Source organism: Kitasatospora sp. NPDC052868, assembly GCF_044547105.1.
Lineage (GTDB): Bacteria > Actinomycetota > Actinomycetes > Streptomycetales > Streptomycetaceae > Kitasatospora.
The window spans coordinates 127,589-152,203 of the sequence record NZ_JBITZW010000007.1 but is presented as its reverse complement, the minus strand read 5'-3'; the positions used below and the strand labels follow the sequence as shown (position 1 = coordinate 152,203).

Here is a 24,615-nt window from a genome sequence, read left to right as displayed (position 1 = left end):
CAGCAAAGCCGGTGGACCTAATCGGGGCCTTCGTCGCGGTTTGGTCACTTCAGTGCCAGCAGGGTGGTCGACGGTGGAAAATGCTGCCGACATGAGTGATCTGACTGCCGCGCACCGCGGGTACGAGTACCAGGACTTGATGGAGGCAGGCCGCGTCGTCGACCTGCAGCTCGGCGGGATCGCCAGGGTCCATGTCGATGAGAAGCTGATGACGGACGATCGCTTCGACGACCTCACGGTGATCAACGCGGACAGATCCCGTGAGCGGACGCAGTCCAAGCACTCGGACGAGGAAGGCCCCCTCGGCTACGCCACGTTCACGACCGACAATCGCGGGCTGATGCCGGACCGCCTCGTGGCGGCTGCCGTCGCCGACCGGGACGGCCCCGGGGCGGGCGCCACCGCGCACCGGTTGCGCATCGTGATGCGCGACGCACCTCCGGACGATGCTGTACTGAACGCGGTGATGGTGCCAGCCCGCTCCTCTGACGCGCCGTTCCTGGCGGGGATGAACACCACACTGCTGCGGTTCGACGCGGAAGCCCTCTGGCGAGGGTTCGACCTGCCCGCGCGGGGCCGACGCAAAGCGGGCAACGTCTTCGGGTTCCTGACCGGCGGTGACACGGCCGTGTCCAAGCAGGACCTGGAATGGCTGTGCGAGCACCTGGTGGTGGAAGTCGGCGCACCGGCCATGACGACGAACCTCCTGCAGCCAGGGCCGGCCGAACAGCTTCTCCTCCAACGGGTGCGCGGCGAGCTCGGCGCGGGGCACGCTTCGTCCAGGACGTGTACGCCGCTCGCTGAGGAACGAGGCTCCAGCGCACGGTGATTTCGGCAGGGAGGTGGGTGCGGGGGCGGTCGGCCCGGGACCTGTCGGTGGGACTCGCTAACGTTCGTCTCCTGATCATCAGTTCGAGGAGAGGGGCGGGGCTGTGCGGCGCTGGGAGTTCGTCGAGGGCGACTCGGACAAGTTCTGGGAAGCCGCGGTCGACGGTGCCGCGGTGACCGTGCGATACGGGCGGTCCGGTACGAACGGGCGGGAGCAGGTCAAGGCGTTCCCGACCGTGGAGGAGGCGCAGGCGCACCTCGCCAAGGTGGTCGCCGAGAAGGAGCGCAAGGGCTACCGCGAGATCCATGCGGGGGCGGACACGGAGCCGGGTGCTCCGGCGGATCCGGTGTCCGTGGCGCAGCCCGTCGCGCCCACGGCCGAGGCTGCCGGTCCCGAGAACGAGGATGCCTTCGTCATGCCGGACCTCTGGCGCCGGGCCCTGATTCCGCGCCGGGGCGGCATTCCCCGGAAGCCGTCCGCGCCGGGGAAGGACCCGGTGGCCTCGTACCGTGACGGGCTGCGGCAGATGGAAGACTGGCTGGAGCAGACGCTCGCCTCGGAGCACAGCGACCCGGAGCTGGTCGCGGCCGCCCGCGCCCACCAGTCCGGCAGCCGGGACCCGCTCGGTGCGGCGGTGCTCGCCGCCGTGTTCTCGTATCCCGGCAACAACGGGCTCCGTGCGGCCGTGGACGCCTGGGTGGCGGAGTTCGGCCTTCCGTTCGCGGCCAAGGCCACCGTCGAGCTGTTCACGACGGCCGTCGAGACCGACTGGATCCACCAGAAGTCCGTCCACCCCCGCGTGCGGCGCGGGGCCAACCAGAGGCACCACGCGTACCGCCCCGCCGCGGACCGGGTCCGGTCGCTGCTAGCGGCCTGCGACGAGGATACCCACTGTGCGGCGGTCGAGGCCCTGGCGAGCTGCCGGAACAGCCTGACCCGCCTGGTGGTGGCGGCGTACCTGGTGCCGTCCGAGACCGCCTGGGTCGAGGAGTGCGTCGCGTCGGGCTCCCGACTGACAGCCGTCGAATGGTCGATGCTGCTGTGCTCGCTCTCCTCGGCGGAGCCGCTGGAGAAGCTCTCCCCGTTGCCGAGCCTGGGCTATGACGGATGGTCCACCGAGATCATCGCGACCGTGGCCGAGGGCCTCGGCGGCGACGCGGCACTGGTGATGCTGCACGACCTGAACACCAGCTACCACAACAAGGACAGCAAGAAGCGGATCCTGGACGCGCTCGCCGAGCTCCCCTCCGACGAGGGCTTCCAGGGACTGCTGGCCCAGCAGGACGGCATCAAGTCCACCCGCGCCGCCCTCCTGGCCGGTCTGCGTCGCTTCCCCCGGCGTGCCGTGCGCCTGCTCGCCGAGGCCTCCGCGGACTCCACCGACCCGGCCGCGCAGCAGCTCGCCCGGCAGCTCCTGACCGGCCACGTCGCCGTCCACCGGACGACCGCGCTCTCACTGCTGCCAGAGCTGACGCCGGAGCAGGCGGCCCTGGTCGAGCCGCTCACCGATCTCGGCGAGCGGGTGCCGGAGGTCGGCCCCGACTCGCTGCCGGAGCTGTTCACCAGCCCGCCGTGGACGCGGCCGCGCTCCGCCGGCAAGCCCCGCGTGCTGACCGGCCTCGCCGTGCCGCAGGAACCGCAGATGCGTTGGCTGCCCGGTGAGCGCGAGGCGTGGGCGGCGAACTCCGAGTCCTGGTACACGAGCTGGTCGGACGAGGACTGGCAGCGGGTCGCGGCCACGATCCGGGCCAGGATCGGGCAGCCCGAGAACGCGCGGCTCCACGGCGGACAGCACGCCGAGCTCGCACTGTTCGCTTACGGCGACGAGGAGTTGGCCCGGCCACTGCTCGCGCAGTGGCGCGCCGGTGAGCGCATCTGGCACTCCGGGGACTCGCTGCGCCGAGTCGCCGCCCGATTCGGGACGGACGCCGTCGAACCGATCCGGGCCGCCGCGGTGGGGAACCCGGCCACGCACGCGTCCCTGCTGCTTCCGTACCTGGACGCCCAGGTGGCCGAGACCATGACGGACTGGCTGGTGCGCCTCAAGTCGGCCGGGAGCACCGCGCGTTCCTGGTTCGTCCGGCACGGCGCGGACGCGGCCCGGCTGCTGGTGCCCGCCGCGCTCGGGAAGGCCGGGGCGGCCCGGCTCGGCGCCGAGCAGGCCCTGCGGGTGGTCGCCGAGGCGCACGGCGCGGCGGCGGTGTGCGCGGTGGCCGCCGAGTTCGGGCCGAAGGCGGCGGAGGCCGTGGGCGCACTGCTGTCGGCCGACTCGCTGGTGACCGCGCTCCCGGCGAAGCTGCCCCCGCCCTGCGACTGGGCGGAGCCGGTGATACTGCCGCAGCTGCTGCTGCGCGGCGGCGAGGGCGCCCTTCCCTCCGAGGCGGTGCGGCACGTGCTCACCATGCTCGCACTGTCCGCGCCCGGGGCGTCCTACCCGGGCCTCGACGAGGTGGCCCGGCTGTGCGAGCCTCGGTCGCTGACGGAGTTCTGCTGGGCGGTGTTCGAGCAGTGGCGGCTGGCCGGCATGCCGGCCCAGGACGGGTGGGCGCTGCACGTGCTCGGCCGCTTCGGTGACGACGAGACAGTCCGTCGGCTGACGCCGGTGCTCCGCGCCTGGCCGGGCGAGAAGGCACACCACCGGGCGGTGGACGGCCTGGAGGTGATGGCCGCCATCGGCACCGACACGGCCCTGCTGCACCTGCACGGCATCGCACAGCGGGTGAGGTTCAAGGCGCTGAAGGCCCGAGCCCAGGAGAAGATCTCCGAGGTGGCGGCCGGTCTGGGCCTGACCGGGGAGCAGCTGTCCGACCGTCTGGTCCCGGACTTCGGGCTGGACGCCGACGGGACCACCGTCATCGACTACGGCACCCGGACGTTCACGGTCGGCTTCGACGACCAGCTCAAGCCGTACGTGCTGGACGCGGCCGGTGCCCGCCGCAAGGACCTGCCCGCCCCGGGGGCGCGGGACGACGACGCGCTGGCGCCCGCCGAACGCAAGCGCTTCGCGGTGCTCAAGAAGGACGTCCGCACGGCGGCGGGGGACCAGATCCGCCGCCTGGAGGAGGCGATGGTCACCCAACGCTCGTGGACGGCGCAGGAGTTCGACCAGCTCTTCGTCGGGCATCCGCTGCTGCGGCACCTGGTGCGCCGCCTGGTGTGGCTGTCCGAGACGGACGGCAAGGTGACGGCGTTCCGCGTCGCCGAGGACCGCACCCTGGCGGACGTCCGGGACGAGGGGTTCGCACTGCCGGCCACGGCCTGCGTCCGGCTGGCGCACCCGCTCCTGCTCGGCGAGGGTCTTGCCGACTGGTCGGATCTGTTCGCCGACTACGAGATCCTGCAGCCGTTCCGTCAGCTCGACCGTCCGGTGTACGCGCTGACCGACGAGGAGCGGGCCGGCCACCGCCTGACCCGCTTCGAGAGCGGTCCGGTGCTGCCCACCACGCGGCTGGTCGGCATGGAACGGCGCGGGTGGCGGCGCGGCGAGCCCCAGGACAACGGCGTCGAGCAGTGGCTGTCCCGCCGGGTCGGGCCCGACCTCTACGTGGTGATCGCTCCGGAGGACGGCATCGCCGTCGGCATGTTCGACTCGTACCCCGAGCAGCGTGTGGAAACGGTGTGGCTCGACAGGCGCCCGGGAGACTACTGGACCCACAACCGCACCTTCCCGACCTTCGCCGAGCTCGACCCGGTGATCGCCTCCGAGGTGATCACCGACCTCACCGAGCTGACCACGCTCTGACCCTTCGCCACCTCACCGACGACCGCCCGGGAGAAGAGCTGGCCGCGCTGCGCGCCGAGGACCACGACCACCACCCGCCAGGCTGGGAACCGCCCTTGCCGCCCGCCCTCTCCGATCGACGACATCCGCCGGCGCATCTACGAGCAGGCGGCGGACACCGCCCGCATGTATGTGCTCCAATGTCCCGGTGCCTGCTGCGACCCCGCTTGGCCAGGAGTCTCCTGTCTGGTCTTGGCCGCAGCGCAGGTATCGGCGTCGACGTTGGCCAACCCCCTCGGTGGGCTGGGTTCTCAAGCTTGCGGACGGCCGCCATACCGAGAGCCTTGGCACCGCCGTGGTTGAGGAGAGCAATCTCGTGGGCGCGGCTGAGCTCCCCGTCCACAACGACGCCGAGTTGGAAGTCAGTGCGCTCAGGGTCTGCGAAGACGAGAAGCTTGGCCGGCATGACGGGCGGGCCTTGGCCTGGGTGATTCCGCAGACCAGCAGGACCTCGCGGTTGGTGGTCCCGCGTTCGCGCAGCAGCGCGTTCCTGCCGAATCCGGTCGCGTTCGGCCGCTCGGGCCTCGTGACCCCCGGCGCTCCGGCGGCCGCAGCCGGGGCGGTACCGGAATGATGGAGGATATGGATGCCAAAGGGGCCAGCGGCAAGGGAGTTGACCATAGAATGACCCCCGTCGCTCGTGCCTGAGGGGGGTCATGACGAACAAGGATGTCAGGCGGGCGCAGGCTCGGTTGGGTCGGCTGATCGATCCCGGCGCCCGTGCGGCGGAGGTCGGCGACCGGCTCGACATCACCGCCGAAGAGCGGTCCGACGAGGTGCGGTCCCGCCTGGAACTGATGTTCCGCACCCGGCCGGGGCTGACCGCGGTCGTGATCCGCCTGGACGGGCAGGACATCGGGATCGCCACCCCCAGCAGGCTGGTCGCGACGGCCGGAACCGCCGGTGACCAGCCCGAGTTCGGCGGATCCGACCGGGCCACGCTGCCGGGGCTCTCCCAGCAGTTCAAGGCGATCCGGTTCGTTTGCGCCGTCCCCGCCTGCGACCGTTCGAGCATCCTCTCCTACTACGATCCGCGCGCCCTTCCGGTGTGCGACGTCGCCGGTCACGGCACGATGGGACTGCGGCGATGAACCTTCCCGGCGCACTCAAGCCGCCCGCCGAACTCGGCGCCGGGCGGCGCTTCTTCCTCCTCGGCTACCTGCCGACCTATGCCGCGCTGGTCTTCCTCCTGGTGCTCGTGTGGGCCGGCGCCCGCGCCTGGGCGGCGCCCGAAGGGGCGGGGCTGAACTTCAAGGCCGCCTGGGCGACGGCCGCCGGACTGGGCGCCGGTGAACTGGTGGCGCTCGTGCTCGCCGTCACGCTGCTGGGCGTCCTGCTCAATCCGCTCCAACTCCCCCTGGTCCGGCTCTTCGAGGGGGCCTGGCCGCGTCTGCTCGGCGGAGGCCTGGCCCTGCGCCGCCAGCGGCGGCGCAAACGCGCCCTGGAGACGGCCGCTCTGCTCCCCCAGGGCGCGACCGCGCCGAGCCCGGAGGCGGTCCAGCGGGCCGGGGAGGCCGGACAGGAGCTGCGGCGGCGCTTCGCGCTCCCCGACCACGTGCTGCGCCCGACCACCCTGGGCAACGCGCTCGCCGCGCTGGAGGACAGCGCCGGGCGCCCCTACGGCCTGGACGCCGTGGTGGCCTGGCCCCGGCTCCACCCGCTGCTCGTCGGGGAGGTACGCACCCTGGTCGACGACCGGCGCGACGCCCTGGACGGCGCCGTACGAATCGCGGCCGTCATGGCGGCCACCTCCGTCGTTGCGGGTGTACTGCTGCTGCGCACCGGGTGGTGGTGGCTGCTGGCGCTGGTCCCGCTGGTCGTGGCAGCAGCGGCCTACCGCGGCGCGGTGCAGGCGGCACTCGGCTACGGGGAGAGCGTCCATGTGGCGTTCGACCTGCACCGGGCCGACCTGCTCAAGGCACTGCGGTTCGAGGTGCCCACCCGGCAGGGCGAGGAACAGACCCTGTTCACCGAACTGAGCGACTTCTGGCGGCAGGGCATCCCGTTGGACCCCGCCCGGACCTACGCCGCCGGTGGCGGCACTGGAGGGAACCCATGACGGCCCCGGCCACCGGGCGGCGGCGGATCCTGCCGTACTCCCTGCTCGTCGGTCAGGAGGAGCTCGGCAGGGCCCTGGAGATCGCCTACGTCGACCCGGCCGTCGGCGGGGTGCTTGCGACCGGCCAGCGCGGGACCGCCAAGACCACCACCATCCGCGCGTTCAGCCTCATGGTCGCGGGCGAACTGCCCGTCACCCTGCCGATCGGAGCCACCGACGACCGGGTCCTCGGCGGCTGGCAGATCAAGAAGCTGATGCAAGGGCTGGCCGAACCCGAGGACGGGCTGCTCGTGGAGGCCTCCCGTTCCGCGTCGCGGATCCTCTACATCGACGAGATCAACCTGCTTGACGACTACCTCGTCAACATCATCCTGGACGTGGCCTCGACCGGGCTGCTCAGCGTCCAGCGCGAGGGCTTGGCCGAGCAGCGCCAGGAAGTGGACTTCACCCTCGTCGGCACCATGAACCCGGACGAGGGCGGACTGCGCCCCCAGCTCCTCGACCGGTTCGGCCTGGTCGCCGAGGTCGCCGCCGAGCAGGAGCCCGAGCAGCGGCAGCGGATCATCGAGACGGTCCTGCAGTTCGAGGCCGAGCGCGACGACCCGGAGTCCGCCTTCCTGAAGGACGCGCTGGCGGCCGACGAGGCACGGAGGGCCGAACTCGACGGCGCCCGGGGGCGGCTCGGCTCCGTCGAGTACGGCCCGGACACCCTGCTCGACTGCGGAAGGCTGGCGGCCGACTTCCGCGTGGTCGGCCACCGCGGCGACCTGGTGCTCTGCCGGGCCGCGCGGGCCCTGGCCGCGATCGAGGGCGCTTCGACGGTCAGCACGGACCACGTGCGGCGGGTGGCCCGGCTGGCGCTGATCCACCGTCGCTCCGCCGGGGAGTCGGGCTCCCTGCCGGCCTGGGGCCCGGAACAGGACCGGCAGGTCGACGAGGTGCTGTCGGTCGCGGCCGGACGGCCGGCGTGACCTCTGTGCCCTCCGCGCTCGCCCGGGTGCTGACCCTGCTCGACTGCGTGGCGGCGGAGCGGCGCCTCGGCGGCCTGCTGCTCTTCGACCTGGAACCGGCGCTGCTGTCCCTGCTCGGCCGGGTACTCGCCGAGCGCCTGGCCGACGGGCCGGACGGGGGCGCCGCCGCGTCGCCCGCGGCACCGGGCGACGACGGGAACGGGAGCGGCGGGAGCGGAACGGCCCGGCCGCACGGCCCCGTCGTCGTCCTCGGGGCGTGGACCACCGCTGAGAGCCTGTGGCTGCCGACCGCACCCGTCGGCCGCGGCTTCGCCCTGCGGCCCGGCGCCCTCGTCGAGCAGGGCGACGCCGGTCCACCACCGGTCGTACTGGTACCCGATCTCGAGCACGCCCCGCTCCCCGTCGTCCAGGCCGCGCTGGCGCTGCTCGACTCCGACGCCGCCTCCGTGGAGCGGCTCGGGCACAGCCTGCGGTGGGAGCCCCGGACCCGCTGGCTGGCCGCCCTGCCCCGGGCGGCGGCGGCACGGCTCTCCCCGCACCTGCTGGACCGTTTCCCGCTTCGGGCGGACGCAGGCGACCTTGCGCAGGCCCTGCTCACGCTGCGGGCCGCCACGCGGCACTCGGCGGCCACGACGGCGGAAGCGGCGGCGGAAGCGGCGGCGACCGGCGCCGCCGAGCCTGCCGACGACCTGGCGCTGCTCGGCGCGCTGTTGCCCGCCCGCCGCGCACGCCCCCGCCCCGCCCGACTTGGCCCCGAAGCGGCCGCCCTGGTCGTCGCGCTGATGCCCGGCGGTCCCGGTCGGCGCAGGGACCTCGCGCTGGCCCGCACGGCCCGGGTCCTGGCCGCCGACGCCGAGTACGTCGGCCCGGATCACGTGCACGAGGCCGCCCGGCTACTCGGTCTGCCCCCGTCGCAGGCCCCCGTCCCGCCCCGCGCGGCGGACCCGCTACCCGCCGAACCGCCCACGGATCCGGCGCCCCCGGCGGCCCCCGGGCCGACGGCGGCGGCCACCGGTACGAACCCGCAGAGCGCCGACCCGGCCGAACCGCCGTCCGCGATCGCCGCACCGGCCTCCCGCGCGCTCGACCCCGAGCAGGCCCCCGTACCGGGCACCGTCCCCGGTTCGCCCTACCCGGAGGACGACCCCGCCGCCCTGCCCCCGTTCGCCTCGCTGCGCTCCGACAGGCACCGCTCCTCCGCCGAGCGGCCGACGGGTGGTCGGCGGACCGGTGCGCGCCCTGCTCGCGACCTCCACGACCTCGCCCTCGTCCCCACCCTGCTGGAGGCCGCGAAGTTCCAGGCGGTCCGCCGCCTCGCAGCAGCCCCGGGCCCGGACGCGACGGACTCGGCCGGGCCGCCGCGCGGGCTGTCCGTGAGCGCGGCGGACCTGCGGCAGTACCGGCGCGCCCGCGACAGCGGCCGGGCACTGTTCCTGCTGCTGGACCACTCCTGCCGCAAGGGCTGGGACCTCGGCCCGCCACTGGCTCCGTTCCTCCGCTGGGCCTACCAGGAAAGCGCTGCCGTCACCGTCGTCGAGTTCGGCCACCTCGGAGCACCCAACGAGGCAGTCGCCGAGCGGTACCGGGCCGCCTCGCTCCTCGACCCGCGGATCCTCGCCTCCGTCGCACGCTCCCCGGGCCCGGCCAGCCCGCTCGCGCACGCCCTGGACCTCACGGCCCAGGAGATGCGCCGCTTCCACCGACGGGCCCGGGGCAACCACCACCGGGCAGTCCTGGTCGTGGTGACCGACGGCCGCGGCAACGTGCCGCTCGACGCCAGCCTGATCGGCCGGGTGACGGCCCGGGTCGGTCGGGAGGGCGTCACCGACGCCCTCACCGCGGCCGCCGCCGTCCGGGCTCTCCCCCGCGCCCGCACCGTGCTCATCGCCCCGGACAGCGGCCTCCACCCCGACCTCGTCCTCGACCTCGCCGAGGCCCTGGCCGCCGAAGCGCTCCTGGTACCGGCCGAGCCGGCCACCGGGCGGGCCGACCCCCCGGCCGCCCCGCCGTCACCCGTCGGCGCGGACCGCCGCCCGGAGGCGGGTCCACAGCCATGACGACCCCGCAACCTCCGACCATGCGCGGGCTCCTCGCCGCCGATGTCGGCCTGCCCGCACCGCGCCCCGCCGTCCGCCCGCCGACCGGACCGGTCGCCGAGGACGTGGTGCGCCCCGGCCCCTCCGACGAGTTCGAGCCCGGCTGGGCCGGCCTCGGCGACGCCCTGCCCCCCGGGACTGCGATGCTCTGCGTCACCGGCAGCGGTTCCGCCGAGCAGCCCAGGATCTCGATGACCTGGCACCACGAGCGGACCGTCCAGTCGGCGCCCAGCCAGCCGGAGCTGCCTCAGCTCGGACTGTCGCTCGCCCGGCTGATGAAGGACACCGCGGCCTCAGCGGCCGGCCCGGTGTGCGCGGGGGGTGACGGCCCCTGGTCCGCCGCCTACCACCAGGTGCGGAACTGGTGGCTCTACCAGAGCACACTGGTCCGCTGGATCCGGGACCTGTTCGCCTTCTCGCCGCAGCCGCAGCTCGTCATCTGGGACAACACCTCGTACAACATCCCCTGGGAGCTCTTCTACCTCGAGCGGTCGGTGGCCTCCGGCGGCGAACTCGACGGCTGGCTCGGCGAACTCGTCCCAGTCGTCCGCTGGACCAGCGTGCACGACGGTCCGCGGGTGTGGGACTACTCGGCACCGCGACACGCCAGCAAGGGCGGCCTGGTGATGCTGCTCGAGGGGGACCTCGACGTCCCCGTCGGCGGCTTCCCCGATTACCTGGCCGCTCCCCCGTACCGGACCGTCGACGACCTGATGCGGCGGCTCGACCAGCCGGACGAACCGCTCGGACTGATCATGATCCGCGCCCACGGCGCCTACTCGCAGTCCGGGAACACCTTCACCATCGGCGGCCGGTCTCTGAACCGGTTCACGGGCTACCCGATGCACACGCTCCAAGACACCGGGCCCCCGGTGCTGCTCAACGCCTGTGCCTCCGGGCAGGCGATGCAGGACGAGCAACTGCCGGGTCGACCGGTGCGCAGCTTCGTCGAACTCTTCCTCCGCAAGGGGGCGAGCGCCGTCGTGGCGGTCATCGGCGACATCGACATCGACCACTCGCACGACTTCGCGGCCCGCCTGCTGGAGGACGCCTCGGACCAGCCCGTCAACCTCGCCTCCGTGCTCCAGGAGCACCGGCGGCACTACGCGAAACGCACCCGGAACAGCTCCGGCAAGGACGAGCAGAGCCTCGAGATGGACTTCAAACTCTTCCTGACCAGCTTTCTGTACGTTTACTACGGGCATCCGGACACCACCCTGCACCTCACCCACCCCGGCGCCGTCGCGAACGGGGAGAGCACGACCGGTACCGCCCCGACGGGGGCCGACGAGGGGACGGACCAATGACACCGCCGTCGGTTCCGCTGCGCCCGCTGGTGAGCTGGCCGGACCAGGTGGAGCCCGGCCTCAGCTACCTCGTCACGGTCGACGTCGAGATCGCGGGCACCGAGCCGCTGCCCGACTGGCCTTACGACCAGGAGGAGTTCGCGATCGGCTGCATGCTCTCGGGCTGCCCCGGCCTCGAGATCGAGGCCCTGGGCCCCACCGCCGTCCTCCTGCACCGGTACGGCGGGACGTACGGTCCGGCGCGCTTCGTGGCCCACGTCGCCGAGGACCTGCCGGTCCCGGGCCGGGCCACCGGCGGGGGGACCGGGGCGCTGAGCCTCCAGCTCACGCTGGTGACGGCCGGCGGCATCCCGTTCCGCACCGTCGACCTGCCGGTCGGCCTCGCACCCGGCGCGGGCGGGCCGGCCGTGGAGGAGCCTCCGACCGTGCCGCTGCGCCCCCGGGTGAATCCGCCGGCCGCTTCACCGGTCCCCGCTCCGAGGGTCGGACGGGCGGACGGACCACAGGACGGGCGGGTCGTCTCCGTCCGGCTGTCGATGACCCGCCCGCCCCTCGGGTCGGACCATCTCCCGGGTCTGGTGGTCTCCGGCTACGAGATCGCGCCCGGTCTGGTGCTGACTGCACTCCCGGGCCGGCCCAAGCCCGGTACGGCGACGGAGGTGTACAGAACGGGGCAGGAGCACTGGCTGCGCGGTTCCGTCGCATGGGTCGGAAAGGGCACGTACGTGGGAGACGTCGCCCTGGTCCGCCTGGACGCCTACGCTCCCGACCGCGCCCCGGAGGCCGACCCCGTCCGCTGGGGGCGCCTGGTCACCCACTCGCCCACCACGGAATGCCGGGTGACGTGGGTTCAGGCACCGTCGGCCCACCGGCCGGGGGAGCTCCACCACGTCTACGGCCACCTCCGCCAGGCCGGAGTCAGGACCGAGGTCGCTATGATGACGTCGGCCCACTGGCCCTCCTCCACCTCGGCCTCGTTCCCGGGCGCGATCGGCGGCGGCGCGGTCTTCTGCGACGACCTGCTTACCGGCGTCACCACCGCGCACGAACCGGACCGGGACCGGCTCCACGTGGTGCCCTGTTCCGTGCTGATGGCCTCGCCGTCGTTCCGCCAAGAGTTGCTCCGGCACCTGCCGCAGGCCGACCTGCTCCTCGAACCCGCCGAATGGCGCGAGCTCGCCGATGGCGTCCGCCCACGGGCCCGGTCCGTGTGGCGAACGCCCGCCGCGCTGCTCCAGGCCCGGCGACAGGTCCTCCCGTTCAGCGGCCGTGCAGCCCTTCTGGCCCGGCTCCGGGACTGGGTGCGCGAACCGGGCCTCGGCATCCATCTGATCCACGGCGCCGGCGGCCAGGGCAAGACCAGACTGGCGCAGGAACTGACCAACCTGGCCGCCGCCGACAACTCGGCGGTGCTGTGGCTGCGCAAGAGAGCCCACTCCGTGAGCCTGGCAGAGCTGAGGCGCGCGGTCGTACCGACGCTGATCGTCGTGGACTACGCCGAAGCCCGTACCGACGAGCTTCGCGCACTCCTGGAGGTCGTCGCCGACCGCGAGTACCCCGACCCGCCGTTCAAACTTCTCCTCCTCGCCCGGACCGCGGGCGACTGGTGGCAGGGCCTGACCCTCGCCAGTCACCTCACCGAGAGCCTCCTCCAGGACGCCCGGGTCACCGCACTCCCGCCGTGGCAGGAGGAGTTCGAGGTCCGGCCCGCGGAGGAGTACGTACGCGCGGTCCGCGGCTTCGCGCTGGAGCTGAGGCGGATACCGGGCTGGGAGCAGCACGACTGGCCGCCCATCGCGGACCATCTCGTCGTCCGGTCCTACCCGGGCGAGCGCCTCGCCCGGGAGCGAGACCGGACGGTACTGGCCCTCCACATGACCGCGCTCGCCGATCTGCTGGACACCGCCGAGCAGCTCGAGTCCGGCTCCGCGGACGAGGAACCCGCTCTGCGGCCCGACGAGCTGGAGGACCGGCTGCTCGGCCACGAGCAGCGCTACTGGACGCTGCTGGCGGACGCCCGGGGCGTTACTTCCGTACTGTCGATGCGCACGCTCCTCAGCACCTTGGCCGTGGCCTTCCTCTTCGGGGCCGAGAGCAGCACCGAGGCCGACGAGCTCCTCCGCCGGGTCCCCGCCCTGGCGGACCAGAGCCGAGACCGACGGGATGCGGTCCGCTCCTGGATCACCGCCGTGTCGCCGTCCGCCCCTCCCCGCCCGTGGGAGACCCTGCAACCCGACCGGCTGGCCGAGCGCTTCGTCGGCCGGGAGCTCGCCGAGGATCCCGCGCTCGCCGATCAAGCCGTACCCGCCGCCTCCCCCGCGCAGCTCGCCCAGCTCCTGAACGTCTATGCCCGGGCCGCGAACCACCAGGTCTTCGCAGGTCTGCTCGGCCGTGAGCTCTCCGCCCTGTGCGTGCGCCACTCCCGCGTCCTGGGGCCCGCGGCCGTCGAGGCCGTCACCCGCGCGGAGGCGCCGGAGCCGTTGCTCGAAGCCCTGGAGCAGATCACCGCCTCGCCCGACCTCCCCCTCAGCGAGCTGGAGCGGCTGACCCAGCGCCTTCCGAAGCAGAGCGAGCGGCTCGCCTTCTGGGCCGTTCGGCTCACCAGGCGCCTCGTCGCCGAGTACCGCCCGCGCGCCGAGTACGACCCCGACCACCTGCCGCGACTCGCCGAGTGCCTCGACGACCTCGGCCTGCGCCTCACCGCGACGGGCCGGCATGAGGAGGCCCTGGGCGCCGCCACCGAAGCGGTCGGCCTCTGGCGCAGGCTGGCCGAGACCCCGTCCGACCCCCACTTGTCCGGCCTGGGCAGGGGGCTCAGCAACCTGGGCATCCACCTCTCGTCCATGGGCCGCTTCGACGAGGCCCTCAGCGCCACCACGGAGTCCGTCCATCTCCGGCGCCGGCTCGGTGGGATGGACCACGACTCCTTCCTTCCGGACCTCGCCGCCGGGCTCGGCAACCTGGGCACCCGGCTGGCGACGGCGGGCCGGCACGAGGAGGCGCTGGACTCCAGCCGCGAAGCCGTCCGGATCTACCGGGACCTCGTCGAGGCCGCCCCGGAGACCTTTCTGCCCGAGCTCGCCGGGAGCCTCGTCAACCTGGCGGCCGAACTGGGCGAACTCGGCAGGCGCGCCGAAGCGTTGGAGGCCGCGGACGAAGCCGTCGAGCTGCTGCGCCGGTCGGCCTCGTCGAACCCCGACGCCTATCTGCCGAACCTCGCCACCGGCCTCGACAGCCGCTCGGCCCGGCTCGCGGACCTCGGTCGACACGAGGAGGCCCTGGACACCAACCGGGAGGCCGTCTCGATCCGGCGCGAGCTGACGGAGGCCAACCCCGCCGCCCGTCTGCCGGATCTCGCAAGGAGCCTCAACAACCTCGCCCTGGGCCTGGACCAGGCCGGGCGGCCCGCGGCCGCGCTCGACTCCATCACCGAGGCCGTCGGCCTCTACCGTCGACTGACCGAATCGAACCCCGAGGCCTTCCTCCCCGAGCTGGGCATGAGCCTGAACAACCTCTCGACCCTGCTCGACCGCCAGGGCCGCCACGGGGAGGCCATGGCCGCGATGGTGGAGGCCGTGGCGATCCAACGCCGACTCGCCGAGGCCAGTCCCGACGCCCATCTACCGGGCCTCGCCGCCACCCTCGACAACTTCGCGGGGAGGCTGAGCGAGCACGGCCGACTGGAATCCGCGCTCGACGTCGCCGCCGAGGCTGTCGGCCTCCGACGCCGGCTGGCTGATGCCGTGCCCGACCTCTTCCTTCCCGACCTGGTGACGAGCCTCGTCGGCCTCTCCATGCTGTTGGGCCGCCTCGGCCGGTTCGACGAGGCCCTGACCGCGAGCGCCGAAGCCGTCCGGATCCACCGTCTGATCATCGGGTCGATCCCCGACACCGCTGTCCCGGGCCTCGCGGCCATGCTCCGCGCCCTCGCGGAGCGGCTGGCGGACGCCGGCCGCACCGCCGAGGCCCACAGCGTCCTCACCGAGGCAGCTTCGCTCGACGACCTGGGGAACGGTCCGGCGACGGAGCCCCGCGACGGGCGGGGCGACCGGGCCGTGCGAGCGCCCTTCTGGCACGACCACGGCGGAGGCAGCACTGGTCCGTAGCCAGGGCCGGGTCCTTGACCCCGGGCCGTGCCTCGACGCCCCACGGTGCGGCGACCGCGACGGCCGCGCCGACGTGCGCCGAGGCCGGTCCGCCAGTCAGCAGCGGGTTCACGCTGGAGACGGGGTGGCCTGCCACAGGCCGGAGCGAGCCTGTCCCACCGTGGCTCCCATGCTCCCGCCCGCCCCCATCAGCTCTACGAGGGAGCGGAGTCGGCAGGCCTTCGACATTGGGCGAACTGACACACCGGGCTCCGCCTCTGCGGCGCCGGTCGGCTAACGGCGACGGTACCGGTCTGGACGGAGATCACTCAGGCCGAGTCCGCGTACAGCCCCCTCCTGAGCGCGATGTGTCGCGTGGAAGCCGACACCACCAGGCTCATCGACAAACATCACCCAGGCGCACACCCCGGTCAACCTGACAGCCGCCCTGCGCGCCCTCCTGTGCACCCTCCTGCGCGGCTCCTCGTGGCACGCCCCACCAGACTGGAAGACCTGTCACTCGATCGAGTGAATCCAGATCGTCGGTGAACATGCTGTTCGGCCTTGTGAACTCGCGTCCAAAGAGGGAGGCGCTTCGACGTCTCTCCCCGGAACCCGGCCGGCGCCGCCTGCGCGGGAACCGCTGTGGATCAGGCGCCGGTTCGGTCTCGCGAGCGGCATGGCCATGAAGTACGTCCGCACCGGCCCGTCCTCGGTGACGAGCCGGTCGGCCCCGCCGGAGTCGGCACACAGTCACGACGGCAGCTGTCAATGACCCTTCCGACGACGGAGGGTAGTCGGGCGTGCGCCGATCGGAATGCTCAGCAAGGCCTCAAACCAGCGGAGAAGGGCTTGCCGCAGTGGGCCGGATCAGCCACTCTGTGCATCGGCGAAATCCACAGAACGTTATCAGGCTTGCCGATTTGACGCTGTGTCATGGGGAGATGAGGCGTGGCCGAGAACTCCGATTTCATCATCGAGCCGCCGAAAGCGGGTCCGGCCGGCGAGGGTTTGGCGGGTGCCGTGCCCCGTCCCTCGGCGCCCGCGGACGAACGGGGACCGCTGCCTGAGGGCTTGGCGGCGCAGCCGGCCTTCCCCGGGGAAGCGGCGCCGGGCGGGCCGCTTCCTGTGGGCCGGGCGAAGCGGAGGCTGCTGGTTGCGGTCGCCGCCGTGCTGTGCGTCGGGCTGGCCGCCGGCGGGGGATGGTGGTGGCTGCGGGCGTCGGACGGCGGGGACCTGCACGTGGCGGCCGGGACGGTCCAGGCGGATCTGCTCGTCCCGGACGAGGTCAGCAGGCTGGCCGGGACGACAGTGGTGGCCGGGCCGAGGGGCAGCGAGCCTCCCGAGGCGGTCGCGGTCGAGCCGTCGGGCTGTGCGGTGGCGGCGGGGCCGGCCACCAGGTCGGTCTACGGGCAGGAGTGGACGGCGTTCCTGTCCGCGACCTACCAGGACCCGGCGGGGACGGGTGACCACACGGTGACCCAGGTCATCGGCGTCTACCCCGACGAGGACAAGGCCTCCGCCGCGTTCCGCAGGCTGGACGAGGGCCTCAGGGGATGCCGGTCCGCCGTGCGGATCGACCCGGACGGCAGCACGTCGATGTGGACCTACAAGACCGACACCGTCACCCGGGACACCGTCGGCTGGACGGCGACACAGGATGCCGGGGACGGCTGGGCCTGCCACCGCCAGGCCCGACTCAAGGGCCGGACGGTCCTGCAGGTGGCGCTCTGCTCAGCGGGCGACGGCCGGCCGGCCGTCGCGCGGATCGCGGACCGGATCGCCGGGAAGGTGACCGCATGACACGGCGGCGGTCGGCACGGCGAGGGGTGGCAGCCCGCGTTCCGGGCGCCGCGTGGCGCGGCGTGTGCCTGATGCTCCTGGCGGCGCTGGTCCCGGTCCCGATGGCCGGTGAGAGCGCGGCCGCCCCGGCGGCCGATCCACCGGTCGCCGCACTGCCCGCCCCGGCCGCCGTGGCTCCCGTGCCCGAGCCGCTTCGGCCGAGCGCGGGCTACCCCGCCGCCCTCAACACCCGGATCACCGCCTTCGACCAGCAGGTCGGGACCTTGCCCCAGCGCGCGAGCGAACTGGCGGCGGAGACCCGCAAGCTCACCGAGAGCACCGCGGCCCTGAAGGCGAACTCCGAGGCCGCGGCCAAGGACTCCTCCACCGCCCTGGGCAAGGCCTCCGCCCTCAACTCCAAGAGCGCCGCCCTCAACTCCCGGATCGCCGCGCACAACGCCGCACCACACGTCTTCGAGCTGCCTGCCGAAGCCGCGGCCGCGAGCGCGTACGACGCGGAGAAGGCCCGACTCGACGCCGAAGCGTCCCAGCTCCAGGCCGAACGGGCCGCGATCGAACCGGAACTGTCGAAAGCCAGCGCCAGGCAGTCGCAGGTCCTCGAGGAGGCGACGAAACTCGGAGCCCAGGCGCGTGCCCTCGGCACCAAAGCCACCGCGTTCCAGAACGAATCACAGCAACTGATCTCCCAGCGGCAGCAGATTCTCCGGGACGCGGCCACCGCGAACCAGGGCCTCATCGGCACCCGGCCCGCCCCAACACCGATGGCCCGGGGCGCCGACGCCCCCCGCCCGCCTGCCGCCCGCGTCACCGGCGCACCGTCCGCAGGCAGCGGCGGACCGTCCGCAGGCAGCGACGCCCGCTCCCCCGTCGGCAAGAACGCGGCTATCGACGCCTACGCGAGGAAGAACGGCGTCAAGGTCGACAAGCGACCCGTCACCGCCTACCTGGACCCCGACGCCGTCAACCGTCTCGACGCCTCGGACCTTGCCCTGCTCGCCCCCGTAGCCACCTACGAAGGCCTGATCCCGAAGCCGAACGGCCACTACAAAGCACTGGAGATCTGGGACACAGCAGGCGGGTCGGGCCCAGGGCAGGAGGCCTTCAACTCCGTTCTCGCAAAAGGGGGCCAGGCCACAGTCCCCAACGGCGGCGGCAAGAAGATCATCGATGAGGTCGCGTCCCTCACGCCCTGTGAAGCCCCCAACAGCTTCGCCGCTGGTACACACGTCCTGCTCACCGACGGCAGCAGCCTGCCGATCGAACAGATCGCTCCTGGTACGCAGGTCCTCGCGACCGATACGGCGACCTGGGCCACTGCGTCCCACCCCGTGACGCAGACAATCCGGCATGCCGGACCGCACGCCATGGTCGACGTCACCGTCACCGGCGGTGCGACACTGCACGATACCGACCGGCATCCCTTCTGGAACGCCACCACTGGTGCGTTCACCGACGCGGCGGACCTCAACCCCGGCGAAGGACTGCGAAACCCCAACGGAACGACGGTCGAGGTCAGTTCGGTCCGCGGCTACCCGCAGGATCTCACCGCCTACAACCTCACCGTCAAGGGTGTCCACACCTACTATGTGCTCGTGGGCGCCACGGCGGTGCTGGTCCACAACGACGAGAATCTGAACTGCGGTCTGGACCTCGCCAAGCTCGTCATCGACGACAACCACATCCTGGAAGGCCACACGCCCGAGGGAAGCAACCCCGACGTCACCAAGACCGAGTTCCTGCCCAGGACCACCCCGCAAAGCCGGGCAGCATTCATCCGGACCGTCCTCGCGAAGGGCAAGCAAGTCTTCGACACCCCAAACCGGGACGGCGAGGCATGGGAGTACAAGTTCGTCAACCCGAAGGGAGAACCAGTGGTGATCGGGAAGACCCGGAACGCAGACCCGAACAAGATCAAAGACTTGTATACGGTCCGAGTCTACGTGGACCCTGACACGCTTGAAATTCGGAATGCCTTTCCAGTCGAGCGACCGTAGGGGGTCTGATGGTCACGCTTGAGTATCTTCGAACCGGCCAGTATGTGGACCGTGGCCGAGAACACCAAGAGGGAGTGGATCTTGCCCGGGTAAGCCGAGCCGACTTGCGTTGGTACTACTTCCTGTCCGAACTGTCGTTCACGGTCGACGGGGCTCAGCTGGCTCCGCCGTGGTCGTGGACGCCGGTGTTCGACTTCCTCTGGTCGATGCACGGTGTACTGGGCTACCTAGAGCGAGGTGTGGGCTCGACGCTAGGGTTTACCGAGAACGCCGAGCTGATCAAGTTCACGCCCGAGGCTGGGAAGATTCGAATCGCATGCACCTACTCCACCATCGAAGCGGTCTGTGAACTGGCTGAGCTCAGGAACGCCTGGATTGCCCTACGGCACGACGTTCTGGCTGAACTCAGCCTCGAGTACCCACAGTTGGCCGAGAACCAGGCCCTCGCGGAACTCGGGCTCTGACCCACAGGAGGTTGCTGGAACCTCAGCAACCTCAAGAGGCGATCCGGATCACGCCTGGGAACCACGCTGAGGCTTCGTCGATCCGGAACTCCAGACCGGTCGTCAGACCGGCCGGAGCGTCCGGATCCACCGCCTCCCGCCTGCTGCAATGAACTTCAGCAGCGGATCGAATGTGCCGTCGTCCCGCACGGCCGCCCTCTATACCGAATCGGGGTGGCGGGAGGATCACGCCGTCGGTCGGCCAGGTCTGGGCCTGGCCACGCGGGCCGGAAGCCGCAGCAGGTCGTGCAGAGCGACGCCGTGCTCGGCCCACAGGCGCAGCCGGTCGCGGTCGACCCAGTGCACCCGGTGCTTGTCGCCCCACGCCTTGGCGTCGCGAGTCAAAGAGCCGTTGGTGATCACGACGGCGATGTCTGCGCCGTGAGCGGGTCCGGCGGTCCCTTTGACCTGGTACATCACCTGGGAGCCGACCTTCGCGCCGACCTTGGTGTGCTTGGCCTGGAGCACGATCCGGCCCAGGATTGGGTGCTGACCGATCACGTCGGCGGCCTGGTCGCCCTGCTGGCCGACCTTCCGAGCTCTCCAGCCGTCCCGCACCAGCAGATCCCGTAGCACGTATTCGAACTCCTGGTCGCCGAGGGCGTCGATGCCAGCCAAGTCGAGCCGCAGCGACGCCAGCCGCTGTGCACGGGCCTGGTCTTCGGCGCGGCGCCGCACCCACCTGGCCGTCGCGCCGATGGCAGCCACGCCCGCGAGGCCGGCGAGGACGGGCCAGTACCGCACGGCGACCCGGGCGCCGGCCTCGGCCGCCTGGAAGAGCAGGACAGCCGCCGCGAGGGCGACGAGCCCGGCTGCGGCGAGCTCGGTGGTGCCGTGAGGCCGACGCAGTCGACGCCGCCTGCGGGCCATCAGGGCGCCGCGGGGGCGGAGGCGGCGGGCGCGGGCGTGCTCGGCGTGGTCGTGGCGCTGTCGCCGAATCCGATGAAATGCCCCCACAGCCAGACCAGCGCGCAGATCCCGGCGATCGTCCAGCCGCTCATCCTCTTCGCGCCCGGCCGCGGGTTGCGGCGGATGTGACGTCGCACGACGTGGTACCCCTCCGGAACCGGCATCGAGGTCTCCCTTCGGTCGGCGGACCGCACCACGCGGCCCTTCTGGCCATTGATGTACCAGCGGCCAACGACAGGAAGTGACGGATCATCAACAGACGGTCTCGGGAAGGAGTACATTCCAGACAAGCAGGCCGCCGGAGGCGGCCCACCCGCACCCACCCCTCCACCTGCACTGACCATTCGTCGTCGATCGATCTCGGAGCATGAGCGCTCCTCCCGGGGTTGCCCGCACCGGAAGCCCCGCACGTATACCGGGGTCCCTGGCCTGCGAGGACAGCAGACCCGTCGCTGCCGGGAGCCCTGATCATGAATATGGCGGAAAGCGGCGGCGTACGCCGACGGCGCACAAGCAGGGCGTCGACCATCCGCGCTCGGACTGCGGTGTCACTCCGGCGAGTCGGCTGCGCCGTCGTGAGGCCGGTACGGGCGCTTCGACAGCAGCGTACTGCGGTGGCCTGTGAAGCAGGCCGCCACCGAGCGCGCACCACGTCGTAGGAAGGCTAGCTGACGCCGTTCCGGCTCCCGACCCCCGTGGAGCGGCTAGATCGCGGAGTAGTCCTTCCACCGTCCGTAGTCGACTGCGCATTCGAGGATCTCCCGGAACGTCGGGAAGAACGCCAGGTCGCCGTTGCCGAACCAGAGGAAGCGTCCCGGGCCCGACCCGGGCGGGATCATGAGGATTCCCACGGCTCCGTCACGATGTACCGAGATCGGCGCGAGGAGCACGTCCGGCTCGAGACCGGAGTCGACGCAGAATTCTCCCTGTATGAGATCGACGAATTTGCGCCCTGCCTCCGGAGGGACGCCGCCGATCCAGTCGCGCCAGCCGTACACCGGCTTGTGGTGCTCGAAGTTGGCCATGCCATCGCCCTGCAGCAGGAACTCGGCGTAGGTCGGCTCCAGTGGCTGCCCCATCCAGCCTTCGAGTTCCGCGACCTGATCCGGCGTCGCCGGCGGCCGCAGGCCCGGCGCGGGTGACATCCGGTCCGGATTGGGATCGGCAAGGTGCTCTCGCATCCGTTGGTCCACGACGTCACGCACCCAGTCGCTCAACACAGCTGTCCCGTCCTCTGCATCGCCGTCTTCGCCCCTGATGATTCTCCGGCAGGAACCGACACGACCGTCGCGGCTGCGTGGCTGGGCCGCCCGCCCGGGTGGGGCGGTCGGGCGGGCGGCGCAGCGGGGTGTTGCCGGTCAGCCGGTGGTGGTGGTGGTGGTCGGCGCGGGGAAGGTCTCGCGGGGGCCGAAGTCGGTGTAGTTCACGGTGATGACGGAGGTGACGGTCGTGCCGCCGCGGGGCACCTTCATGGACTGCGTCTGGCTCAGGATGCGGCCGGCGTGGTCGATCCAGATGTCGTAGTCCTTGGTGCCGACGCCCTGGTCGACCATCTTCTTGTGCTCACCGGGGTCGATGGCCTTGATCTGGGCAGCCGTCAGGCGGGCGCCGAGGTGGTAGGCCGGGACGCCGTTCTTCTGCTCCATCCCCTTGCGGGCGGCGGGCCCGGCTTCGGCGAGCGCCTTGGCATAGGCGATGCCCTCGTCGTCGGAGGAGGCCTTGTCGTTGCCGGGGTCCGTCGGGCTCCAGGAGCTGCCCGGCGTGCTCTTGTCCCGCATGAAGACGGCCGAGCCGGTGTTGACCGACTCCATCCAGATCGTCGGCTCGCCGCCGTCGCCGATCGTCATCTTGGTTTCGATCCGGCCCTCACGGGTCGGGGTGTAGAAGTTGATCCGGCCGGTCTGGGTGATCACGCTCCCCTGGCCGTCAGCCGTCGCGGTCGTCTTCATGGTCTCGGTGGCGGCGTACGGCGTCCGGTCGGCCTGGGCCAGTGCCACCGCGGGGTCGAACGCCCCGGTGGCGTCGACCGGGGCACCGGTGCCACTCGCCGCGGTCGGCGTCGGCGTGGCACTCGCGCTCACGGCGGGGATCACGGTGGGACTGGCGGTGGGACTGGCGGTGGGACTGGCGGTGGGGCTCACGGTGGCGCCGGCGGCGGAGGTGGCCGGGGCACTGGCGGCCGGCGGTGCGGACTGCGCGTCGTCGCCATCGTTGCAGGCGGCCACGGCGGACAGGGCGAGCAGCGTGGCGGCGGTGGTCAGGGTGGTACGGCGGATCGTCACAGTGTCTCCGGAAAAGGGGGATGAGCAGGGAGAACACTTTCACGAAACACCCTCATTCTTCGAAAGCATTTACGACAGCCCCGGCCTCCTTCGCGGCCGGCGGCACATGGCTCGAGTAGCGCGGCCCGTCAGGATCCACCCCGCCGGACCTAACCGGCGGCCGTAGACAGTCCGTCAACAGCCGCGTCCACCGGACGTCCACGGGCCTCGGCCACGATCCTCGTCGAGCGTCGGCGACAGGTCGGCGCGAAGGTTCGAGAGAGGACGGAAGCCATGAGGAACCTCATGCGGAAGAGCCACGCGTGGACCGCGCTGGCGGCTGCGGCGATCGCCGTCGCGGCCCTCCCGGGGACGGCCAGCGCCGACTCGTTCGGCACGATCAGCATCTTCGACAACAACAAGTGCATGGACGTCCGCAGCAGCAACAGCGCCAACGGGACCCCGGTGCAGATCTACTCCTGCAACGCCTCGGGCGCCCAGACGTGGGCCGGGACCGACAAGCCGGACGGGATCGGCATGACCCTGTCCGCGCTCGGCAAGTGTCTGGACGTCGCCGGGAGCGGCACGGCGGACGGCACCAGGGTCCAGCTGTGGGACTGCAACGGCAGCGACGCCCAGCGGTGGGTCCGGTACGAGGGCAACGTCCTGATCAACCCGCAGTCCAACAAGTGCCTGGACGTCCCCGGCGGCAGCATGCAGGACAGCACCCAGCTGCAGATCTTCACCTGCAACTACACGGCGGCCCAGCAGTGGTCCTTCGCCCCGCCGCGCATCCCGCACAACGGCTAGCCTGCGCCGCAACGGGGCGGTCCACCGCGCCTCCACGAGGCCGGTGGGCCCGGGGCTTCCGACCGGGGCGACTTCACCCAGGTCAGGTCAGGTCCCATCGCTCCGGCTGGAGGTCGCCGCCCCGGGAGGCTCCCCTTCCGGGATTCCGCCCGGGGCGGCGACATCCAGCCGAGGTCTGGTAGCCGGGCAACGAACACACCAAAGCATTCCTTATGACTTTCCCGATAAGGCCCAGAGGTGTTTATATATGCCCCATGAAAACACTGGGCCTGATCGGCGGCATGAGCTGGGAGTCCACCGCCGAGTACTACCGGACGCTCAACCAGCTCACCCGTGAGCGGCTCGGCGGACTGCACTCCGCCCGACTGGTGCTCTACTCCGTCGACTTCGCCGACATCGAACGCCTCCAGGCGGAGGGCCGCTGGGCCGAGGCCGGCGCGATCCTCGCCGACGCGGCGCGCGCCCTGGAGGCGGCCGGCGCCGAACTGCTGCTGATCTGCACGAACACCATGCACCGGGTGGCCGACCAGGTCGAGGCGGCCGCCTCCGTACCGCTGCTCCACCTCGCCGACGCGACCGCCGCCGCCGTCCGGGCCGCCGGGCTGCGCAAGGTCGGCCTGCTGGGGACGGCGTTCACGATGGAGCAGGACTTCTACCGGGGCAGGCTGGAGGCGAGCGGCCTCACCGTCCTCACCCCCGACGCGGACGGGCGCGCCCTCGTCCACCGGGTGATCTACCAGGAGCTCTGCCTGGGCGTCGTCCGTGAGGAGTCGCGCTCGGGGTACCGGCGGGTGATCGAGGAGCTGGTCGCGGCCGGCGCCGAGGGCGTGATCCTCGGCTGCACCGAGATCGAGCTGCTGGTCGGCACCGAGGACAGCGCCGTGCCGCTCTTCCCGACCGCCCGCCTGCACGCCGAGGCCGCCGTCGAGGCGGCGCTCGCGGTCGGCGGAGGGTGACTCCGCGGAGGTGACGCTGCGGGTGCCGGCAGATCGCCCACGCAGGTCGCGGCCCTGATCATCGACCCTCGGGCCTGCCACCCGTGACCGACGCCCCCAAGCCCTGAAGCCTGGCCACCGCGCACCTCCGACGCACGGACCGCACGCACGGACCGCACCCCGCCGAGCCCCGCCGAGGTTCGCGCGAGGGCAGCGGCGCCTGCCCAATCGGGCAATGTCGGCGTGCGCCGCCCGATCCCTGAAAGCATCCC

18 protein-coding genes are annotated in these 24,615 nt (G+C 72.1%); 14 read left to right on the top strand and 4 right to left on the bottom strand.

Going from position 1 to position 24,615, the window contains the following annotated elements; translation table 11 throughout:
- The first annotated feature begins 91 nt into the window (after positions 1–91).
- From ACIGZJ_RS14535 to ACIGZJ_RS14480, 12 genes are all read left to right on the top strand, one after another.
- Positions 92–829 (top strand): hypothetical protein, encoded by a 738-nt coding sequence (locus tag ACIGZJ_RS14535; protein ID WP_396457504.1) that lies wholly within the window; start codon positions 92–94, stop codon positions 827–829.
- A 103-nt stretch (positions 830–932) separates the two neighbouring features.
- Positions 933–4,571, top strand: a complete 3,639-nt coding sequence (locus tag ACIGZJ_RS14530) for a WGR and DUF4132 domain-containing protein (RefSeq protein WP_396457503.1) — start codon at positions 933–935, stop codon at positions 4,569–4,571.
- Between the two features lie 277 nt (positions 4,572–4,848).
- The gene (locus ACIGZJ_RS14525; protein ID WP_396457502.1) at positions 4,849–5,184 is read left to right on the top strand and encodes a hypothetical protein; all 336 of its coding nucleotides are present in this window, start codon (positions 4,849–4,851) and stop codon (positions 5,182–5,184) included.
- A gap of 82 nt (positions 5,185–5,266) precedes the next feature.
- Positions 5,267–5,701 (top strand): hypothetical protein, encoded by a 435-nt coding sequence (locus tag ACIGZJ_RS14520; protein WP_396457501.1) that lies wholly within the window; start codon positions 5,267–5,269, stop codon positions 5,699–5,701.
- Complete coding sequence (locus ACIGZJ_RS14515; protein ID WP_396457500.1) at positions 5,698–6,669, top strand: hypothetical protein; 972 nt, start codon at positions 5,698–5,700, stop codon at positions 6,667–6,669. Before ACIGZJ_RS14520 ends, ACIGZJ_RS14515 begins: the two co-directional genes overlap by 4 nt.
- Complete coding sequence (locus tag ACIGZJ_RS14510; RefSeq protein WP_396457499.1) at positions 6,666–7,640, top strand: AAA family ATPase; 975 nt, start codon at positions 6,666–6,668, stop codon at positions 7,638–7,640. The genes ACIGZJ_RS14515 and ACIGZJ_RS14510 overlap by 4 nt, the downstream gene beginning before the upstream one ends.
- Positions 7,637–9,697, top strand: a complete 2,061-nt coding sequence (locus ACIGZJ_RS14505; protein ID WP_396457498.1) for a hypothetical protein — start codon at positions 7,637–7,639, stop codon at positions 9,695–9,697. Before ACIGZJ_RS14510 ends, ACIGZJ_RS14505 begins: the two co-directional genes overlap by 4 nt.
- Before the next feature lie 20 nt (positions 9,698–9,717).
- On the top strand, positions 9,718–11,043 hold the full coding sequence (locus ACIGZJ_RS14500) for a hypothetical protein (RefSeq protein ID WP_396457497.1): 1,326 nt from the start codon (positions 9,718–9,720) through the stop codon (positions 11,041–11,043).
- A complete protein-coding gene (locus tag ACIGZJ_RS14495; RefSeq protein WP_396457496.1) occupies positions 11,040–15,149 on the top strand; it encodes a tetratricopeptide repeat protein in 4,110 nt (1,369 codons plus the stop codon). Before ACIGZJ_RS14500 ends, ACIGZJ_RS14495 begins: the two co-directional genes overlap by 4 nt.
- Before the next feature lie 1,149 nt (positions 15,150–16,298).
- Entirely contained in the window at positions 16,299–16,931 is a 633-nt protein-coding gene (locus ACIGZJ_RS14490) for a sensor domain-containing protein (protein ID WP_396457495.1), read from the top strand.
- The gene (locus ACIGZJ_RS14485; RefSeq protein WP_396457494.1) at positions 16,928–18,925 is read left to right on the top strand and encodes a polymorphic toxin-type HINT domain-containing protein; all 1,998 of its coding nucleotides are present in this window, start codon (positions 16,928–16,930) and stop codon (positions 18,923–18,925) included. Before ACIGZJ_RS14490 ends, ACIGZJ_RS14485 begins: the two co-directional genes overlap by 4 nt.
- Before the next feature lie 8 nt (positions 18,926–18,933).
- On the top strand, positions 18,934–19,389 hold the full coding sequence (locus tag ACIGZJ_RS14480; RefSeq protein ID WP_396457493.1) for a hypothetical protein: 456 nt from the start codon (positions 18,934–18,936) through the stop codon (positions 19,387–19,389).
- Positions 19,390–19,614: 225 nt separating this feature from the next.
- Here ACIGZJ_RS14480 and ACIGZJ_RS14475 read toward each other — a convergent pair whose 3' ends face one another.
- The 4 genes from ACIGZJ_RS14475 to ACIGZJ_RS14460 form a co-directional block, all read right to left on the bottom strand.
- Positions 19,615–20,298: a restriction endonuclease gene (locus ACIGZJ_RS14475; protein ID WP_396457492.1), complete on the bottom strand. Its 684-nt coding sequence runs from the start codon at positions 20,296–20,298 to the stop codon at positions 19,615–19,617.
- Positions 20,298–20,474 (bottom strand): hypothetical protein, encoded by a 177-nt coding sequence (locus ACIGZJ_RS14470; RefSeq protein WP_396457491.1) that lies wholly within the window; start codon positions 20,472–20,474, stop codon positions 20,298–20,300. Before ACIGZJ_RS14470 ends, ACIGZJ_RS14475 begins: the two co-directional genes overlap by 1 nt.
- A gap of 567 nt (positions 20,475–21,041) precedes the next feature.
- On the bottom strand, positions 21,042–21,542 hold the full coding sequence (locus ACIGZJ_RS14465) for a hypothetical protein (RefSeq protein ID WP_396457490.1): 501 nt from the start codon (positions 21,540–21,542) through the stop codon (positions 21,042–21,044).
- A gap of 153 nt (positions 21,543–21,695) precedes the next feature.
- The gene (locus tag ACIGZJ_RS14460; protein ID WP_396457489.1) at positions 21,696–22,619 is read right to left on the bottom strand and encodes a hypothetical protein; all 924 of its coding nucleotides are present in this window, start codon (positions 22,617–22,619) and stop codon (positions 21,696–21,698) included.
- A 273-nt stretch (positions 22,620–22,892) separates the two neighbouring features.
- Between ACIGZJ_RS14460 and ACIGZJ_RS14455 the strand changes: the two genes are divergently transcribed.
- Together ACIGZJ_RS14455 and ACIGZJ_RS14450 are read left to right on the top strand one after the other, a co-directional pair.
- Entirely contained in the window at positions 22,893–23,408 is a 516-nt protein-coding gene (locus tag ACIGZJ_RS14455; protein WP_396457488.1) for an RICIN domain-containing protein, read from the top strand.
- Positions 23,409–23,662: 254 nt separating this feature from the next.
- Positions 23,663–24,364, top strand: a complete 702-nt coding sequence (locus ACIGZJ_RS14450) for an aspartate/glutamate racemase family protein (protein WP_396457487.1) — start codon at positions 23,663–23,665, stop codon at positions 24,362–24,364.
- Positions 24,365–24,615 lie beyond the last annotated feature (251 nt).

What these genes read in the sequence shown, in the direction of transcription:
- ACIGZJ_RS14535 (WP_396457504.1), top strand. Translation starts at nt 92, where the DNA reads ATGAGTGATCTGACTGCCGCGCACCGCGGGTACGAGTACCAGGACTTG.
- ACIGZJ_RS14520 (WP_396457501.1), top strand. Translation starts at nt 5,267, where the DNA reads ATGACGAACAAGGATGTCAGGCGGGCGCAGGCTCGGTTGGGTCGGCTG.
- ACIGZJ_RS14515 (WP_396457500.1), top strand. Translation starts at nt 5,698, where the DNA reads ATGAACCTTCCCGGCGCACTCAAGCCGCCCGCCGAACTCGGCGCCGGG.
- ACIGZJ_RS14510 (WP_396457499.1), top strand. Translation starts at nt 6,666, where the DNA reads ATGACGGCCCCGGCCACCGGGCGGCGGCGGATCCTGCCGTACTCCCTG.
- ACIGZJ_RS14500 (WP_396457497.1), top strand. Translation starts at nt 9,718, where the DNA reads ATGCGCGGGCTCCTCGCCGCCGATGTCGGCCTGCCCGCACCGCGCCCC.
- ACIGZJ_RS14495 (WP_396457496.1), top strand. Translation starts at nt 11,040, where the DNA reads ATGACACCGCCGTCGGTTCCGCTGCGCCCGCTGGTGAGCTGGCCGGAC.
- ACIGZJ_RS14485 (WP_396457494.1), top strand. Translation starts at nt 16,928, where the DNA reads ATGACACGGCGGCGGTCGGCACGGCGAGGGGTGGCAGCCCGCGTTCCG.
- ACIGZJ_RS14480 (WP_396457493.1), top strand. Translation starts at nt 18,934, where the DNA reads ATGGTCACGCTTGAGTATCTTCGAACCGGCCAGTATGTGGACCGTGGC.
- ACIGZJ_RS14475 (WP_396457492.1), bottom strand. Translation starts at nt 20,298, where the DNA reads ATGGCCCGCAGGCGGCGTCGACTGCGTCGGCCTCACGGCACCACCGAG.
- ACIGZJ_RS14455 (WP_396457488.1), top strand. Translation starts at nt 22,893, where the DNA reads ATGAGGAACCTCATGCGGAAGAGCCACGCGTGGACCGCGCTGGCGGCT.
- ACIGZJ_RS14450 (WP_396457487.1), top strand. Translation starts at nt 23,663, where the DNA reads ATGAAAACACTGGGCCTGATCGGCGGCATGAGCTGGGAGTCCACCGCC.